The 18,422-nt window shown below is 72.1% G+C and carries 11 protein-coding genes; all 11 read left to right on the plus strand.

What is annotated here, in order from left to right:
* Positions 1-251 precede the first annotated feature (251 nt).
* The 11 genes from HC031_RS13535 to HC031_RS13585 all read left to right on the plus strand — a co-directional run bounded on the left by HC031_RS13535 (position 252) and on the right by HC031_RS13585 (position 18,184).
* Entirely contained in the window at positions 252-2,726 is a 2,475-nt protein-coding gene (locus HC031_RS13535) for a lantibiotic dehydratase (protein ID WP_167925615.1), read from the plus strand.
* Positions 2,723-4,498, plus strand: a complete 1,776-nt coding sequence (locus HC031_RS13540; RefSeq protein WP_167925616.1) for an ABC transporter ATP-binding protein — start codon at positions 2,723-2,725, stop codon at positions 4,496-4,498. Before HC031_RS13535 ends, HC031_RS13540 begins: the two co-directional genes overlap by 4 nt.
* Positions 4,495-6,159, plus strand: a complete 1,665-nt coding sequence (locus HC031_RS13545; RefSeq protein WP_167925617.1) for an ATP-binding cassette domain-containing protein — start codon at positions 4,495-4,497, stop codon at positions 6,157-6,159. The genes HC031_RS13540 and HC031_RS13545 overlap by 4 nt, the downstream gene beginning before the upstream one ends.
* A gap of 115 nt (positions 6,160-6,274) precedes the next feature.
* On the plus strand, positions 6,275-7,186 hold the full coding sequence (locus tag HC031_RS13550) for a PHP domain-containing protein (protein WP_167925618.1): 912 nt from the start codon (positions 6,275-6,277) through the stop codon (positions 7,184-7,186).
* A 107-nt stretch (positions 7,187-7,293) separates the two neighbouring features.
* Complete coding sequence (locus HC031_RS13555; protein WP_167925619.1) at positions 7,294-9,792, plus strand: lantibiotic dehydratase; 2,499 nt, start codon at positions 7,294-7,296, stop codon at positions 9,790-9,792.
* Positions 9,789-11,225: an adenosylhomocysteinase gene (gene ahcY / locus HC031_RS13560; protein WP_167925620.1), complete on the plus strand. Its 1,437-nt coding sequence runs from the start codon at positions 9,789-9,791 to the stop codon at positions 11,223-11,225. Before HC031_RS13555 ends, ahcY begins: the two co-directional genes overlap by 4 nt.
* Before the next feature lie 34 nt (positions 11,226-11,259).
* Positions 11,260-12,534 (plus strand): B12-binding domain-containing radical SAM protein, encoded by a 1,275-nt coding sequence (locus tag HC031_RS13565; protein WP_167925621.1) that lies wholly within the window; start codon positions 11,260-11,262, stop codon positions 12,532-12,534.
* The gene (locus tag HC031_RS13570) at positions 12,531-13,463 is read left to right on the plus strand and encodes a phosphotransferase (protein WP_167925622.1); all 933 of its coding nucleotides are present in this window, start codon (positions 12,531-12,533) and stop codon (positions 13,461-13,463) included. Before HC031_RS13565 ends, HC031_RS13570 begins: the two co-directional genes overlap by 4 nt.
* Positions 13,457-14,977, plus strand: coding sequence for an argininosuccinate lyase (locus HC031_RS13575; protein WP_338090640.1), 1,521 nt, complete (start codon positions 13,457-13,459; stop codon positions 14,975-14,977). Before HC031_RS13570 ends, HC031_RS13575 begins: the two co-directional genes overlap by 7 nt.
* Entirely contained in the window at positions 14,974-15,927 is a 954-nt protein-coding gene (locus HC031_RS13580; RefSeq protein ID WP_167925623.1) for a GHMP family kinase ATP-binding protein, read from the plus strand. The genes HC031_RS13575 and HC031_RS13580 overlap by 4 nt, the downstream gene beginning before the upstream one ends.
* A complete protein-coding gene (locus HC031_RS13585) occupies positions 15,917-18,184 on the plus strand; it encodes a pyridoxal-phosphate dependent enzyme (protein WP_167925624.1) in 2,268 nt (755 codons plus the stop codon). The genes HC031_RS13580 and HC031_RS13585 overlap by 11 nt, the downstream gene beginning before the upstream one ends.
* The last annotated feature ends 238 nt before the right edge of the window (positions 18,185-18,422 follow it).

Genomic DNA, 18,422 nt, shown 5'->3' on the forward strand with positions numbered 1-18,422 from the left:
GCTCGAGCGTCAAGCCACCACACAAAACCTCTATATAGAGCTACCGCTATTAGATTGCCCGCCTACGCTCGCAATGGCCCGTGCGTCGAGCGCGCAGGCGACCGCACCCGGGCGACGAGGATCGCGGGCGGGCGATCTTGATTGATAGCTTCAAATATAGAACTATTCAGACGGCAGCCGGACGCCGGCCGAAGCGATGACAGAGACCAACGACGCACGGGGGCGCGATGAGTCACTGGCAGGTAGTACCTGTGGTCGCTCTGCGCCAGGCGGGCTTCCCGCTGGACCTGCTGGACACTCTCGTGACGCCGGACGCGGCGCAGGAGGCGGCGCAGGTGCGCGAGGCGGCCGACCGGACCCGCGCCCGGGCACGCGTTCTCCTGGACAAGCTGAGGGGTACGCCCGCCGCCTCGGCCCGTCCCCGGCTGGGCATGTTGGGCACACTGCCCGCCGACGTGCCGGGCGCCGATGCGTACCGGCAGGAGCTGGCGGCGCTCACCGCGACCTGGCAGCGGTTCGAGCGGGCCCACCAGGCGCGCCTGGCGACAGCAGGCTCGGCGGTCACCGCGATGTTCCGGGAGACCCCCGCGCTGCGGGAGGTCCTGCTGCTGTCCAACGACGCCCACTTCCCACGGTTCGCGGCCTGGCTGGACCGGCCCGACGAACCGGGCGGTCGCAGTGGCCGCAGGATGACCGATATGTTGACCCGCTACCTGCAGCGGGTGGCGGCCAAGAACGAAACGACCGCCCATTTTGGACCGATCACCGCAGGGCGCCTCGAGTCCGGTCCCCCTGGCGTGCGGTGGACCGACGTCGGGCGGGGAGACCGTCGGGTCTTCTGTGCGCACTGGGCGGCCGAGGCTCTCGCCGACGCACTCAGTCGCCGGCCCGGGTTGCGCGACGCGGTGCGGCCCCGACGGCGTCCGCTCGCCTTCCTCGATGGTGACCGGGTGCGTGTGTACTCCCCCGCCACCACCACCGGGTTCCTCGCCGACTGGCGCTTCGAAAAGATCGCCGACGAGCCGGTAGCGGCCACAGCGGCCTGGCTGCTGTCCCGGTGTGACGGCGTGCGTACCGTCGGAGAGCTGCGCCGGGCCTGGCCCGGCGGTGATCCCGCCGGGCTCGAGGAGACGATGGCCGAGCTGGCCGCTCGCGATTGGCTGGTGGCCCGATTCGAGATTCCGGTCGGTGTGGCCGATCCCTTGGCGGCGCTGCGTGCGGCACTGCCCGACCCGACGGCGTCCGCCGCCGCGGCCGAGGGGCATCGGCTGGTGAGCGAGCTCGCTGACCTGCTGGCCGCGTTTGCCGCGGCGGCGCCGACCGAGCGACCGGCCGCGCTGGCCGCCGCGAAGGCGGCGTTCACGGCGGCCACCGGCTCCGCCGCCAATCGCAACGAGGGGCGGCACTACGCCGACCGGGCCATCTACTACGAGGAAGGGCACAGCCGGGTCCGCGACCTGACGCTCGGCGCCGACCTGGCCCGGCTGCTCAGCGAGGAGTTGGCCCCCGTCTACGACCTCGTACTCGCCGGACCACGGCTGCGTATCCGGCGTGAGCGGGAGATCCTCGCCCGTTGGATGACGGGCCGGTTCGGCACCGGGCGGCCGGTGCCGCTCGCTGAGTTCTTCGCTGGCTACCTCGACGACCGGGCCGCCCTGTCAGCCGAGTGCGATCCCGTCGACGCCGAGTTGGCGCGCCTCGACGACGACGTCACCGACGCCCTGCTGGCCGGAGCCGACCCGGATACGTCCGAGGTCACCGTGCCGGCCGAACGACTGGCCGTCCTGATGGCCAGCTATCCGGCCGACCCGGCGGCGGTCTGCAACCCCGACCTGCTGCTGGCGGCCGGCAGCGCGGCGGACATCGCGGCGGGCCGGTACACGGCCGTCCTGGGCGAGTGCCACGCGGTACGCGAGCTGCTCTGCCACTCCAGTTACGCGCCGCTGCTGGCCGAACAGGCGCCGGAGCTGGCCAGCCTCGTGCACGAGGGCTACCGCGGCCTGCTGGCGCCGGACGAGATCCTGGTCGACCTGGTCCGGTCGCATCCGAACAAGACCGGCGCGCAGTTGAGATTTCCCATCCCCGATGTGGAGATCACCGGGCGCTCCGCCAAGGAGCGGGGCCGGCGGATCCCGATCGAGCGGCTGTACCTGATCGTGCATGGCGGCCGGGTGGAGCTGCGCGCCCATGGCATCGAACAGCGCCTGCGGCCGCTCTCCGTGCCCGCCGGCGGCCCCAGCATCCGTCAGGACCCGCTCTCCCCGCTGGGCTTTCCCCGGCATTTCGGCGGGGTGACGTTGCGCTCGCCGCACCGCAACCACGTGCCGCGAATCCGGTACGGCCGGGTGGTGCTGCGACGTGAGAGCTGGCGGTTGCCGGTCGACGCCCTGCGCGGGACCCCACCCATCCCGGGCACCGGCGCCACCGACGCCGCTGACTTCTACGCCGTCCAGGCGTTGCGGGCGCGACTCGGACTGCCACGACACCTGTTCGTCAAGGTACCCGGCGAGCCGAAGCCGTTCTTCGTCGACCTGGAAGCCCCGCTGTTGGTGCGTCAGCTCTGCCGCACCGCCCGTACCCGGACCGGCGTCGTGGAGGTCTCTGAGATGCTGCCCGGCCCGGACCAGTTGTGGCTGACCGTCGACGGCCGCGGTCACACCAGCGAACTGCGCTACGCCGTCTTTTCCGGACCGGCGTCAGGTCCGGCTGGAGTTCCGGGCCGATGACGGGAGAAGCGACAACCCGGCGGGTGGCGCGCTACCTGGTCCGCGACCGACGGCAGATCGCCCTGCTCGCGGCGAGCGCGATGGCGATGGCGCTGGTCAGCGCGGCCGGCCCGGTGCTCATCGCCCAGGGGCCCGAGTTCGGACTGCGCTCCGGCCCCGTCGGCGCGGCGGCCCTGGCCGCCGGCGTGGTCGCTATCGGTGTGGTGGTGTGGCTGCTGAATCGGGGCAGGGCGCTGCTTACCCGGTCCCTCGTCGCCCGCACCGTTTTCGCCGTCCGGCTTGACGCGATGCGCGCCGCGCTCTCCCAGGACCTGCGCTTCTACGACCGGCACAGTCGGGCGGCGGTCGCCAGCCGGATCACCAACGACCTGGAGTCCTTCGGCGAGGCCGCCTTCGGGCTGCTCGAGCTGCTCCAGCAGCTCCTGGTCGTGGTGCTGCTGGTACCGCTGATGTTCATCCTGGACTGGCGGCTCAGCCTGGTGATGCTGGCCGGTGGCGCCGCCATCGTGCTGACCACCCGCCAGTTCGGCAGGGCGACCCGCCGTCGGGCGGAGCGCGCTGCCGCCGCCGTGGCGGACCTTTCCGTGGCGATCGACGAGAGCGTCGCCGGCCTGGCCACCGTGCGGGCCTTCGACTGCGCGGAACCGGTCGCGGTGGCCGCCACAGCGCACAACGCCCGGCTGTACGACACCACGCGCCGCGCCGAGTTGTTCGCCGCCCTGCTGCAGCCTGCGCTGGCGGTGCTCACCGGTGTCCTCACGGCGGTGCTGGTGCTCGGAGGTGGACTCATGGTGCGAGCCGCCGTGTTGTCGGTGACCGGCTGGTACCTGTTCGTCCTGGCCACCGACCGGGTGGCCTGGCTGCTTGCCTCGACCGGTGCGCTCGACGGCCAGGCACAGACGGCGCTTGCAGCCGCCGGCCGGGTCTTCGATCTGATCGACGAGTCGACGGCGGGGTCGTCGCCGGGCCCGCCGGCACACCCGGCGCCGGGCGGCACTGCCGGGCCGGTCCGGCTACGGGCCGAGGGGCTGCGGCTGACGTACGCATCGGGTAACGAGGCCCTGCGCGGCGTGTCGCTGGACATTCAGCCCGGGCAGCAGGTGGGGCTGGTCGGGCCGTCCGGCTCCGGCAAGTCGACTCTGCTCAAGGTCCTGGCTCGGATGTACCCGCCCAACGACGGCCAGGTATGGCTCGGCGACGAGACCCTGTCCACGGTGCCCGAGGAGCGGCTGCGCCGGGAGGTGGCCTACCTGCCGCAGCGGCCGCAACTGTTCACCGGCACGATCGCCGACAACCTACGGCTCGGCGATCCGGGCCGTACCGATGCAGAACTGGCCCGGCTGGTCGCGGACGCCGGACTGACCTCGTGGCTGGCCGGGCTCCCGGCCGGACTGGACAGCGAGGTGGGGCCCGGCGGCACGCTTCTGTCGCACGGCCAGCGGCAGGTGGTCTGCCTGCTGCGGGCCCTGGCCAAACGCCCGCGGCTGATCCTGCTCGACGAGCCGACAGCGAACGTCGACGCCGCGACCGACGAGCAGCTGCGGATCGCGCTGCGGTCCCTGCTCTCCGGGGTGACCTGCGTGATGATCGCCCACCGTCTCCAGACGATCCGGCACCTCGACCTGATCGCCGTTGTGCGGGAGGGCCGCATCACGGAGAGCGGCACGCACGACGAGCTACTGGCGGCCGGCGGCGAGTACGCCGCGCTGCATCACGACTTCGAGCTCGGCGCGACGGGCCAACAGCCGCCGTTGATCGGCAGCAACGCATGAGCGGACGAGGCATACGCGCCGGGGAGGAACGCTGGTTGGCCGGCGGGCTGCGACCGTACGCGGGGATGGTCGCTCTCGTGACCGCGGGCAGCGCGGTCGCGGCGCTGCTCGCCGTGCTGAGTTCGCTGATGACCGGCCGGGCGCTGGACACGGCGTTACACAACGGGGTGGGCGGACGTCCCCTGGTCATCGTGGCGGCGGTGCTGCTGTCCAGCCAGGTGGTGCGGGCGGGCCTGATCTACCTGCGCCAGGCGCAGAGCATCCGGATGAGCACCCAGGTCGAACGCGACCTGCGCGCCGCACTGATCGCCCGGGTACTGCGCGACGCGCAGCCCCAGCAGGCCGACGGGCTGGTGGCGAACCTGGTCAGTGACGTCCGGGCGGTCCGCTACCTGATCTATCCCGGGCTCGACCTGGGCTTGAGCACTGCCGCCTACGTCGCGGTGGTGCTGGGCGGGGCGGTGATCTGGTCGCCGCAGCTCGTGCTCGCGCCACTCGTCTACGCCGTCGGCTACGCGGTCGTCTCGGTGCGCCGGTTGCGCGCCCAGAGCCTGGCCGCACGGCAGACGCGGGACCGGTCCGCCGGTCTCATCGAACAGGTGGCCGAGGCCCTGGACAACCTCGAGGCGATCCGCGACGCGGGCGGCTCGGACGCGGTCTGGCAGCGACTGTCGGCAACCGCGTCCGCACACCGCGACGCGGCGGTGTGTCAGGGCCGGGAGGAACGCCGCAATCCACTGTTCCTTCTGCTCGGCATCGTGCAGGGAATCGGCTTCGGGCACGCCCTGGCGCTCGCCCATGCCGGCCAATTGACCGTGGGCGACATGGTCGGCTACCACACCCTGCTCCTGCTGCTCGGCGCGCCGACGTTCGGCAGCGGCGCCGCCTTCCCCGCGCTCGCCAACGGGTCGGCGGCGATCGGGCGTATCCGCCACACCCTGGCCCGGCTGGCGCAGCCGGACAACGGCACCCACCTCCCAACGCAGGAGGTGCCCACGATCGAGGTACGCGACGCTGAGCCGGCGCCCGGCCGGCATCTGCCGCCGGTGCTCAACCTGAGCCTGCCCCCACGCTCGCTCGTGGTGGTGACCGGCCCGATCGGATCGGGCAAGTCGACGCTGCTGCGGCTGCTGGGCGGAATCGAGCGACCGGTGACCGGCAGCGTCCGCATCGGCGGGGTGGACGTCCACGAGTGGCGCCGGGCCGACCTGGCCGCCCGGGTGGTGCTGGTCGCCGACCACGACTCGCTCTTCTCGATGTGCCTGGCGGACAACGTCCGGCTCGGCAGGTGGGACGCGACCGCTGTCGAGGTCGAGGCGGCGGCGAAGCGAGCGGGGGTGGCGGAGTTCGCGGAGACCATGCCGGGGCGCTGGGACGCCCGGCTCGGCACAGGTGGCAACGCGCTCTCCGGAGGGCAACGGCAGCGGATCGCGCTGGCCCGCGCGCTGCTGTCCGACAACGGCGTGCTGCTGCTCGACGACCCGTTCAGCGCGCTCGACAGCGGGATGGCGCGTTACCTGGCAAGCGAGCTCATCGCCGTGGCCCGCGAGCGCACCGTGATCGTGGTATCCGACCGGGCGGACCTGCGCGCCGCGGCCACGCACGTCTTGCACCTGAACGACCAGGAACTGACCGTCATCGACGCGACCGGCGGAGGATGAGCGTGCCACCTGCGATCAGCACCATGTCCGGGTTGTTCATCTGGCCGCATGCCGGATGCGACCACCGCTGCGTCTGCTTCCGCACGATCGAGCTACCGGTCGGGACCGGCCGCCCGTGACCATCGTCCTGACCCGACCTGTGGCGACCGTTCCCAGTACGGTCGACCTGCACCTGCACAGCACGGTGTCGGACGGCGACGACAGTCCGGGCGAGCTGGCGCGGCGCTGCGTGGACGCCGGCCTGCGGGTGGTGGCCTGCACCGACCACGACAGCCTTGCCGGCTACGACGAGTTCCGCGCGGCGGCGGCACCGGCCGGCCTGACCGTGGTGCCCGGCTGTGAGATCACGGCGACCTGGCGCGGTCAGGAGGTGCACTGCCTGGCCTACTTCGTCGACCCCGCGGACGCCACGTTCCAGGCCCGGGTCACCTCGGTGCGCGACGAGGAAACGCGGTGGTGGCGGACCTGGTTCGCGCAGGCGTCCGCAGCCCGGGTGCCGGTGTCGTGGGCGGCGGTGGAGCGGCGCTTCGGCCCGGACCGCGTCGCCTACCTCGGCGACTATCTCGACTTCTTCCTGGCCGCGGCGGGTGACGACCCGCGGTTCGCCGGCTACGAGCGGGGTGGGCGACACGACCGGCTCATCGCCGAATGGTGCCGCCCGGGGCAGCCGCTGCACGTGCCGCCCCCGTGGCGGCCACCCCTGTCGGACGTGGTCGCCTGGGTACGCGCGGCGTCCGGTGTCGCCGTGCTCGCCCATCCCGGGCGGCTGGGCGCCGAGTCGGATCCCGGTTGGGCCGAGCTCGCCGAGCTCGGGCTCGCCGGCCTGGAGGCGTGGACCACCTGGCACGACCCGGCCGACATCCGACGCACGGTGGACGCCTGCGAAGCCGTCGGGCTGATACCAACCGCCGGTTCCGATTACCACGGGCCCCGCCTGAAGCCGTGGGCACCCGCACCGGGCCTGCTGCCCGAGGCGGTGCCTGAACCCTTGGCAGCGGTGGAGGCGCTGTACCACCGGCGGGACTGACATTCCACAACGGATCGGCACGGCGACCGGGCTGCCGGTAGCCGGACACGGGGGAAGGACAGGATGCACAGGTCATTGCCGCCTCGACGGCGGCTGCGGAGATCGCCATGACCGGCTGGCGGATGTTGTCCGTAGTGGTGCTGCGGCAGGCCGGATTCGGGTTCGACCTGCTGTCGCCGTACGCCGAACCGGACCTGGCCGCCCGCGCGGAGGAACTGTTCGCGGCGGAGGCCCGGCTGTGGGCGCTGGTCGCGCAATTGAAGGAGGCGTTCCGGCAGGCCCGGCTGGTCGATCGGGAGGCGGTCTCCTCCGGGCTGGGCCACCTGCGACCGTTCCCGGCGCCGGTGCTGGAGTCCCTCGCCGCCCGGCTGCCCAGCGCGGCGGGCACCGCGCTGCGCGCCTACCAGGACGGCAGCGTGCGACTGGCCGCAGCCTGGCAGGACTGGGAGGACGGGCACCGCGACAGGTTGCTCCGCGCCGGCGGCGCACTACGCGAGCAGTTCCGCGCGGACCCGCTGCTGCGCGACGCCCTGCTGCTGTCCAACGAGGCCAACTATCCGGTGTTCGCGCGATGGCTCGACGAAGACGGCCCGGTGTCGGGCCCACGCGGTCGCAAAATGACCGACCTGCTCGCCCGCTACCTGCAACGGCTCGCCGCCAAGAACGAGACACATTCGCACTTCGGCCCGCTCAACGTGGGCCGGGTCGACCGTGGCGTCGCCGGTGTGGCATGGCGGCCAGCACCGCTTCGGCGGCGGGCCTTTCTCGCGCACTGGGCGGCGGAGAAGCTCGCCGGGGCCCTCGGCACCGATCCCGGGCTGGCCGACCGGGTCCGGCCTCGCCGCCGACCGTGGGCGTTCGAACGCGACGGCGTTGTCCGGCGCTACGTCTTCACCAGCGAGGACGGCTACTCCGCGGACTGGGAGTTCGCGGAGACGGCGCCGGTGTCGCTCAGCCCGTCGCAGGCCGCACTGTTCCGGCACTGCGACGGCGACACCACGATGGCGCGGTTACGCGAGGAGCTCGGCGACGGGGTGGGCGCGGACCTGGCCCGGCTGGTGGCCGAGGACCTGGTGGTCGCGCGGTTCGAAGTGCCGGTCGGGGTCGCAGATCCGTTGCCGGCGCTGCGCGAACAGGCCGGCCCGGTGGCCCCGGTGGAGCAGATCGGCCGGGCGTTGGCGGCCGTGCCGGCGGCCGAGCTGCCGCGGCGGGAGGCCGCGACGGCCGCGTTGGCCCGCACGTTCGCCGAGGTGACCGGCGCGGCCGCGCACCGCGGCAACGGACTGCACTACGCCGACCGGAGTGTGTTCTACGAGGAGTGCCACGGCCCGGTCGGCGACCTGCGCATCGGTACGGCCGTCGCGGACCTGGTCGAGTCGGAGCTGTCGCCCGTGTACGCCCTCGCGCTGGCGGTGCCCCGGATGCGGGTCAGCCGCGAGTCGGAGCTGCTGGCCCGGTGGATGGCGGAGCGGTTCGGGCCGGGTGCTCCGGTGCCGCTGGACCGCTTCTACGCCGCGTATTTCGCCGACCGGCCGGTCCTGCTGGACGCCTGCGACAAGATCGACGCCGAGCTGGTCGGGTTCGACGGCGAGCTGACCAGCATGCTGCTCGAAGACGCCGACCCGGCCGCGGCCGAGGTGCGGGTGCCGCTGGAGCGGCTGGCGGCGTTCCTGCGCCGTTGCCCGGGTGGGCCGCCAGCGGTGGTCAACCCGGACGTGATGCTGGCGGCCAGGGACCTCGACGCGTTGGCCCGCGGCGACTTCTCGGCCGTGGTGGGCGACTGCCACGCGACTCGGGAGCTGCTCAGCCACTCCAGCTTCTCCCCTTTGATCGCCGAGGAGCAGCCCGCCTTCCACGCCGAGGTGACCGCGGCATACCGGGATCTGGTCGGCCCCGGGGAGGTGCTGTGCGACCTGGCGCGCAGCCACCCCGACAAGACGGCCACCCGGATGGGCCTCGATCTGCCGGACGTCGAGATATACGGCCGCTCGGGCCTGCCTCGCGAGCGGGTGATCCAGCCCTCGTCGCTGTACGTGCTACTGGGTGACGACGGGCGGGTGGCGCTGCACGCCCCGGGCCTGGCCGGCCCGTTACGCCTGCTGGCCCCGCCGTCCGGTGGGCCGAGCCTGCGCCTGGATCCGCTGGCCCCGCTGGCATTCCCACGGCGGCTCGGCGGCCTCCTGCTCGAAGCCGGACACCTCGATCACGTGCCCCGGATCCGGACCGGCCGCGTGGTGCTGCAGCGCCAACTGTGGCGCGTCCCGGTGACCGAGCTGACCGGAAGGGGCCCTGGCGGCGCCCGACGCAAGGGCAACGCAGCCGAGTTCTACGCGGCCGCCCGGCTGCGCCGGGCTCGCCGGCTGCCCCGCCATGTCTTCGCCAAGTTCGACTCGGAGCCGAAGCCGCTCTACGTCGACTTCGCCTCACCCGTGCTGGTCCGTCAGCTGTTCCGGCTCGCCCACAGCGCGAACGGGAAAGTCACTTTCAGCGAGATGCTGCCCGACCCCGACAATCTCTGGCTGCACCGGAACGGCCAGCGCTTCACCACCGAAATCCGCTGCGCGGTGTTCTCGTCCCGCGCCGATGTGTCGAGGGAGCTAGCGTGACGTTCACCTACCGGATCGCCGACATCCAGCTGGCCGAGCAGGGCCGCACCGACATCCGCTTCGCCGAGCACGAGATGCCAGGGCTGATGGCGATCCGGCGCGAGTACGCCGGAGCCCGGCCCCTGGCCGGTGCGAAGATCGCCGGTTCGCTCGGCATGACCGTGGAGACCGCGGTGCTCATCGAGACGCTGGTGGAGCTGGGCGCGGATGTGCGCTGGGCCACCTGCAACGTCCTGTCCACGATGGACCACGCCGCCGCCGCGGTGGTCGTCGGGCCGAGCGGCACCCCTGAGCGGCCGGCCGGGGTGCCGGTCTTCGCCTGGATGGACCAGACGCTCGACGAGTACTGGTGGTGCCACGCCCAGGCGCTGCGCTGGCCTGACGGCAGCGGCCCCCACCTGATCCTCGATGACGGCGGCGACGCCACGCTGCTGCTGCACCGGGCGGTGCACCACGAGAAGTCCGGTGTGCCACCCGACCCGGCGCAGGCCCACAACGCGGAGCGGGCAGCGCTGCTGCGGCTGATCGCCGACTCGATGGCCGAGGACGCCAACCGGTGGACGCCGATCGCCGGTGGCATCATCGGGGTCGCCGAGGAGACGACGTCGGGCGTGCGCGCCCTACGCCGGCTGCACGCCTCCGGCGAGCTGCTCTTCGCTGCGATGAACGTCAACGACGCGGTCACCAAGTCCAAACTAGACAACATCTACGGCTGCCGGCACTCGCTGATCGACGGCCTCAACCGCGCCACCGATCGTATGATCGGTGGCAAGGTCGCTGTCGTCGTCGGCTACGGCGACGTCGGCAAGGGCTCCGCGGCCGCCCTCGCCGGCCAGGGCGCCCGGGTGATCGTCGTCGAGGTCGACCCGATCTGCGCCCTGCAAGCGGCCCTCGACGGCTTCCAGGTGACGACTCTGGACGAAGCGGCTCCGATGGGCGATGTCTTCATCACCGCGACCGCAAACTGCCAGGTCATCCGCCCCGAGCACATGGCCCGGATGAAGCACATGGCCGTTCTCGGCAACATCGGCCACAGCGACGTCGAAGTGGACGTCGCCGCGCTGGCCGCCGTTCCCGGCATTCGCCGGCGGACCGTCAAACCGCAGGTGGACGAGTGGGTGTGGCCTGACGGGCGGTCCATCGTGGTGCTCTCGAACGGCCGCGACCTCAACTTCGGCAACGCCACCGGGCACCCCGCCTTCGTCATGTCGGCCTCGTTCACCAACCAGGCGATGGCCCTGATCGAGCTCTACACCAACGCCGCCCGGTACCCGGTGGGCATCCACCGGCTGCCCCGGATTCGCGACGAGGAGGTCGCCCGCCTGCACCTGGACGCGCTCGGGGTACGGCTGGACCGTCTCACGCCGCAGCAGGTCGAGTACTCCGGCGTGCCGGCCGATGGCCCGTACAAGTCCGAAGACTACCGCTACTGACTCCGTCCACCACTGCCTCTACCTCGGAGACGATATGCGCATCTGCCTGCTCATCCCCGTTCCGGACCGAGAAATGATCTTCGTGCAGCAACCGGTCGAGGCACTGTACGCCGCCACCATTCTGGCCGAGGCCGGACACGACCCGTCCATCGTCGACACCCGCGTCGAGGACCCGGTCCTCGACCGACCCGAGCTCATCTTCCTCATCACCCAGACGTACGACCTGACCCAGTGCAACTCCATCTCGCTGAACAACGCCGCCGCGCTCGTCACCCAGGTCCGCCGGGAGCACCCCGGCGTCCCGATCGTCGCGGTGGGCATGCACGCCAGCCTCGAGCCGGAGATGACCAAGCGGGACCTCGGCGTCGACGCCAGCCTCCCCGGCGAGCTCGAGGCGTCGATCCCGTGGTTCGTCGCGGCGTACACGGAGGACGTCGCGGCGCTCACCGGCCCGCTCGACGCGGCGCCGCAGACCGTGGATCCGGCCACGCTGCCGGTGCCCGACTACTCCCTCATCGACGTCGCTCGGTACTGGAGCGAGGTCATCGACCCTGCGACCGGCGAGCTCAGCAACAGCACCAACGGGCTGCTGTTCGCCAACCGCGGCTGCCCTTACACGTGCAGTTACTGCTTCGTCTGGTTCGGCGCCAAGATCCGGCGCCGGGAGCCGGCCCAGGTCGTCGCCGAGATGCGCGCCCAGCTCGAGCACGGCGTCCGGGACTTCTTCTTCCTCGACTACACGTTCACCATCGTGCCCACCTGGGTGCGCGAGCTCTGCGACCTGATCCGCGCCGAGGGACTGGATGTGCGCTGGCTCTGCCAGACCCGGGTGGAGCGCGTCAACCCTGAGCTGCTCGCCACGATGAAGGCGGCCGGCTGCATGGGCATCTACTACGGCGTCGAGTCGCCGTGGATCGCCGAGGTGGAACTGGACAAGCCGTCCTCGCGGGAGCTGATCGAGAAGGCCATCCGTGACACGGCCGCGGCCGGCATCCACCCACTGGTGTTCATCCTGTTCGGCGCGGAGAACGGTGACCCCGAGAAGGCCAGGGAACTGTACGACTTCCTGGCGGGACTGCCCGGAACGTTCCTGCCCAGCGTGCTGTTGCCGCGGCCGTTCACCGGGCTGTGGTCCCGGCACACCGCGGGTCAGCCGAAGCCGACCACCTGGGCGGAGTACGACCGGATCGCCACCCGGCTTCGCGACGAGATGTCCGGTCGGCCGGAGGTGGCGCGGGTACACGAGGAGATCCTGCGCCTGCCGAACTTCATCGGTAACGTGCCGAAGCCGGAGGTACGCACCTCGTGAACACCGATGACGTCACGGGCGTCGCTGTCCCCAACGAGGTGGCGGTCGAGGAGGCGGCCGACCGGGCCGCCGCCGAGGTGGGCCTGACCAGTCCCGTGCCCGCCGGGTCCGGCCTTGAGTTCGTGGTCTTCCGCGCCTGGTCGCGTGACCTCGGAGAGGTGGCCCTGCGGGTACCCCGCCTCCACCAGTACGCCTACGCCGGCCGGGAGCCGTTCAGCGCCCGCCGGGCCCTGGAACAGGAGCACCTCCTCTGCGCCCACCTGCACCCGCTGGGCCTGCCGGTGGCCGAGCCGCTCGCCCTGGTCGACACAGCGGCGGCGCCCGTGCTGGTGTCTCGGTTTCTGCGCAGCGACCGGACCGGGGCCCGACCCGAGCAGGTCGGACGGTTGCTGGCCCGGCTGCATCAGGTTCCGCCCCCCACCGGCATCGTCCCGATCGACCACGACGGCTTCCCGTTCGACGTCGCGATCGCCCGCCGGGTCTCGACCCGCTGGGCCTGGCTCGGTGAGGTGACGCCCGACCTGCCGCCGCTGCCCGCCCTGCCCCGCCTGATCGAGTTGCTGGCACCGCTCGCCGAGCGGCCACGCCTGCTGCACCTCGACATCCGGGCCTGCAACCTGATCAGCACGGAAGAGGAGGTCAGCGGGTTGTTCGACTGGGGCTGCGCGATGCTCGGCCACCCCGCCCTGGAGCTCGCCCGAGCCGCGGAGAACGCGCCGCTGCCGGAGAACGAGGTCGACATCGAGCCGCTGCTGGCCGGATACCGCCGGGAGGCTCCGGTGCCGCGGGTCGATCCCCGAGTCGACACGGTGCTCCGGCTGGACGGGGTGACGATGCTCAGCGTCGTCTTCGCCATGCACGCGCCCGACCCGCAGCGCCGCGCTGTGCTCCTCGATCGGACCAGAACCCTGGCGGCGGCGCTGTGCTGACCGGACCGGCGGCGCAGCCGGGCGCCCTCACCGGCCGGATCACGGGCGGACCCGCCGCCGTGCTGCACGACGAGGTGCTGGCGCCGCAGTTCCAGTACGAGTTGACCCACCTGTTGCCGCGGTACGTGGCGATCGAGAAGGTGCTGGTCGTCGAGTACCTGCGGCTGGGCGTCCTCGACGAGGACGACGCGCGCTCGGTTGGCGCGCTGCTGCACGCGATCGGGCCGGAGCTACTGGCCGCCGACCGGGCGACGAACATGTCCGACATCGCGTTCGCCCTCGAACGCCACGTCGAAGAGCACCTGCCCCGGTCGGTGCCCCGTTGGCACGTCGACCGCAGCCGAAACGACCTGCAGGCGTGCGCGCAGTTGATGTTCGGACGTGCGCAGCTGCTCGACCTGGCCGGCCGGCTGCGGGACTTCGGGCGGACCGCGCGGCAGCTCGCCGGAGCCACCCGCGAGTTGCCGATGCCCGGCTACACCCATTTCCAGGCGGCGCAGGTCATCACGCCCGGCTTCTATCTCGCGGCAGTGTCCGAGCAGGTCCAGCACACGCTGCGACGGTTGCTGGCCACATACGACGGCATCGACGCCTGCCCGCTGGGCGCCGGCGCGATGTCCGGCCAGCATCTGCCCTGGGACCGCGAGCGGATGGCCCGACTGCTCGGCTTCCCGCGCAGCCAGCCGGTCGCGCTGACCGCCGTGGCCTCCCGCGGCTGGGTCGTCGAGCTCACCGCCGAACTGAGCATGCTTGGGGTGGCGCTGAGTCGCTTCGCCACCGACCTGCTCACCTGGGGCGGCAGCGAGCACGGCTTCATCGACCTCCCGGACGAGCTGTCCGGGATCTCCTCGGCGATGCCACAGAAGAAGAACTTCCCGGTGCTGGAGCGGATCCGTGGCCGCACGGCGCACCTGACCGCCTACCACCTCGACGCCGTACTCGGCCAACGCAACACCCCCTACGCGAACCTGGTGGAGGTGTCCAAGGAGGCCGGCGCGAACCTGCTGGCCGCCTGCGACACGCTGCGCAGCGTGCTGCGCCTGTTCACCGCCGTACTGACCGGGCTGACCTTCCGCGCTGATCGCATGCGGGCCGCCTGTGAACGCGAGTTCCTCGGCGGATTTACGTTGGCCACCGCGCTGACCCTGAACGAGGGGGTGCCGTGGCGGCGGGCGCAGGTGATGGCCGGCCGGTACGTGGTCGCCGCCGTCGCGGCCGGGCTCGATCCGACCCGGCCGGACGCCGCCCTGCTCGGCCGCATCGCGGCCGAGTGTGACCATCCGCTCGACGATCCCGCCGCCGCGCTTGCCGAGGTGTTCGACGTGGACGGCGCCCTGCGGGGGATGCGGTCGGCCGGTTCCGCGCACCCCGACGCGGTCGCCGCGGTCCTCGCGGAGCAGGAACGCGAGGACGACCGGCTCAACGCGCAGTGGGCCGCCCGGTCCGAGCGGGTGGCGTGCGGAGCGCAGGAGACAGATGCGCTGCTGGGCCTCAGCGACGGGACGGCCGGATGAACTCCTCCCCCGCGCTCAGCCCGCCGACGTCCTTACCGGTCGGTCCGGCCGGCTCCGGGGCCGCGTTCGGTACCTTCGGCGAGCTGTTGCAGGGCGTACTGCCCGGAAACCGGCACTTCCTGGTCACCTTCCCGATCGACCGGTGGTCGCGGGCCGTGTTCCGGTTCCGCGACACCCCGGAGATCGAGGTCCACCCGGCTGGCAAGCGCAAGTCGCGGCAGGTGGCCCGCCTGGTGCTCGACGCGCTCGGCCACCGCGGCGGCGGAGTCCTGCACCTGGCCACCGACCTGCCCGAGGGCAAAGGGCTGGCCAGTTCGTCGGCCGACCTGGTGGCCACCGTACGGGCGATCGGCGCCGCGGCCGGGACCCGGTTCGGTCCGGCCACGATCGAATCGTTCCTGCGCCACGTCGAGCCGTCCGACGGCGTCATGTACGACGAGATCGTGCTGTTCCACCACCGCGAGGTCCGGCTCGGTCGACGGCTCGGCACATTGCCTCCCCTGCGCGTGCTCGCCCACGACGAGGGTGGACAGCTGGACACCGTGCGCCACAATCGGCGGCCGGTGCCGTTCGGCGCGGCCGAGCAGCATGAGTACGCCCGGTTGGTGGATACCCTCGGTGCCGCGATCGCCGACGGCGATCTGTCCACAGTGGGACAGGTTGCCACCCGCAGCGCACGCCTCAACGCGCCGTTACGGACCCACCGCCACTTCGCCGAGCTCGAACGGGCCCGGCGCGAGGTGGACGGACTGGGTCTCGTCCTCGGACACAGCGGCACCGTGCTGGGCATCCTGCTTCCCGACGACGACCCCGAGCTCGATACGAAGATCGACCATGTGCGCGCCGCGTGCGCTCCGCTGCCGGGGCGCATGTCGGTGTACCGCTCGCTCGGCGCCGGCCGAACCTGGGCGCCCGACGACGACAAGGACGGGGACAAGGGTGCTGTTTGACGGAATGCACGAGGTGATCGGGCGTACCCCACTGGTCCGGTTACGGACCGGCGCGCCTGCCGGGGTCGAGGTGTACGCCAAGCTGGAGTTGCAGAACCCGTTCGCCATGAAGGACCGGGTGGCCCGCAACGTCATCCTGCAGGCCCGACAGTCCGGCGCGCTTCAGCCCGGCGCCCCCATCGTGGAGAGCTCGTCGGGGACGATGGCGCTCGGTGTGGCGCTGGTCGGCCGAGCGCTCGGCCACCCGGTGCACATCGTCACCGACCCCCGCATCGACCGCATCACCATGGCGAAGCTGCGGGCGCTCGGCTGCGAGCTGGTGGTGGTCCCGGCCATGACCACGCACGGGTGGCAGAGCGCTCGGCTGGAAGCCCTGGCGGAGTTGCTGCGCGCGTTGCCGGGCGCCTTCTGGCCGCAGCAGTACAGCAATCCCGACAACCCGGGGGCGTACCGGGACCTGGCCGACGAGCTCCTGGCCGACCTGGACCGCGTCGATGTGCTCGTCGGCTCCGTCGGCAGCGGTGGCTCGCTGTGCGGCACCGCGCGGGCGCTGCGCCGTCGCCTGCCCAATCTGTGGGTGGTCGGGGTGGACTGCGTCGGCAGTGTCCTCTTCGACCAGCCGGACATGCCGCAGCGGCTGCAGAGCGGGCTGGGCAACAGCCTGCTACCGAAGAACCTCGACCGTCGACTGATTGACGAGGTGCACTGGCTCAACGACCGGGAGGCGTTCGCCGCCACCCGCGACCTCGCCGCCGAGCAGCAGATCTTCGCCGGCAACACCTCCGGGTCGGTCTACCGGGTGCTCGCCGACGTGGCCCGCCGGGCCCGCCCCGGCGACAGGATCGTGGGCATCTTCCCCGACCGTGGCGACCGCTACGCCGAAACCGTGCACGACCCGCAGTACTGGGCCCGGCAGCGACTCGACGACCTGCCACTGGCCGCCCGTCCCGAGGAGGTCCAGCCCGGCACGCCGGTGTTGAGCTGGTCCCGGACGGTCACCAAAGGCGTCGTCGACGGCCCCCGTCACCTGCTGTTCGTCGAGGCCAACACCAGCGGCACGGGCATGTTGGCGCTGTCCGCGACGGCTCGGCTCGACCTGCGCCCGGTGCTGTTGACCGGCGCGCCCGAGCGCTACCCGGACCTGTCCGCCACCGGCGCCGAAGTGCTGCGCTGCGACAGCAACGCGGTTCCGGCGCTGTGGGCGGCGATCCAGGAGCGGTTCCGCCGGGAGGAGATCGCCGGGATCACCACCACCAGCGACTTCTACGTACCGGTCGTCGCCGAACTGGCTGCCCGCCTCGGCCTGCCGGGCAACCCGACGCACGCGGTACAGACCTGTCGCAACAAGGCGACGTTGCGGTCGACGCTGGCCGCGGCCGGCATCCACCAGCCACGATTCGCCGTGGTGTCCGCGCCCGCCGAGGCGGCCGCGGCAGTACACCGGGTGGGGCTGCCCTGTGTCGTCAAGCCGGTCGACGACTCGGGCTCCACCAACGTGCGGCTGTGCGCGACCGTCGAGGAGGCGGTTACCCAGGTGACCCGGATCCTCGCCGTGCGGACCAACGTGCGCGGGCTGCCCACCGCCGGGATGGCGCTTGTCGAGGAGTACCTGGACGGCCCCGAGTTCAGCGTCGAGATGTTCAGCATGCCCGGGCACGCGATGTGCGTGGGCATCACCGCCAAGCAGGTGACCGGCGCGCCGCACTTCGTGGAGAGCCGGCACGTGTTCCCGGCCGGCCTACCAGCCGCGGACGCCGACCGGATCACCGAGACCGTACGGCGCACCCTTCAGGTCTGCGGCATTGAGCTGGGCCCCACCCACACCGAGATCAAGCTGACGGCAGACGGGCCAGCCGTGATCGAGGTGAACCCACGCCTCGCCGGCGGAATGATCCCCGAGCTGATCCGTTCGGTCACCGGTCTCGACCTGCTCGAGCAGCAGCTGCGGCTGGCCGCCCACCTGCCGGTGCTGCTCGCTGCGGAACCGGCCGGCCACGCCGGCATCCAGTTCCTGCTGGCCGACAGCTCAGGGATCCTCACCGGTTTTGAGGGCGTCGAGGCGGCGCGCGCGCTGCCCGGCGTGCAGCGGGTGACCCCTACCGCGCGATTCGGCGTCCAGGTCGGACCGCCGAGCGACGCGTACGGCCGCCTAGGCCACGTCATCGCCCGAGCGGACACGATCGCAGAGGTCCACGCCACCCTGGACGCCGCCACCCGGCTGATCCGAATGGCGCTCGCGCGGAGCGACCCCGAGTGAGCCGGGCAAGCGTTGCGTGGCGCGGCGTTCCTCGTCTTCGGCCTCCCAGCCGGAGCCTGGGTGGACCGGATGCGCCGGCGCGACGTCCTGATCGTGACCGACCCCGGCCGGGCGGTGTTGCCCGCCCGGGCGTGGCGGGCGTTCCACCTGGTCCATCGGCTAGCGTTCGCCGGCGGTGTCCTCCTGGTAGCGGGCGCCGCCGCGCTGCTCGGCGCTGCCGCGCAGCGCGCCGCCCTCG

This window comes from Planosporangium thailandense (assembly GCF_011947195.1).
Lineage (GTDB): Bacteria > Actinomycetota > Actinomycetes > Mycobacteriales > Micromonosporaceae > Planosporangium > Planosporangium thailandense.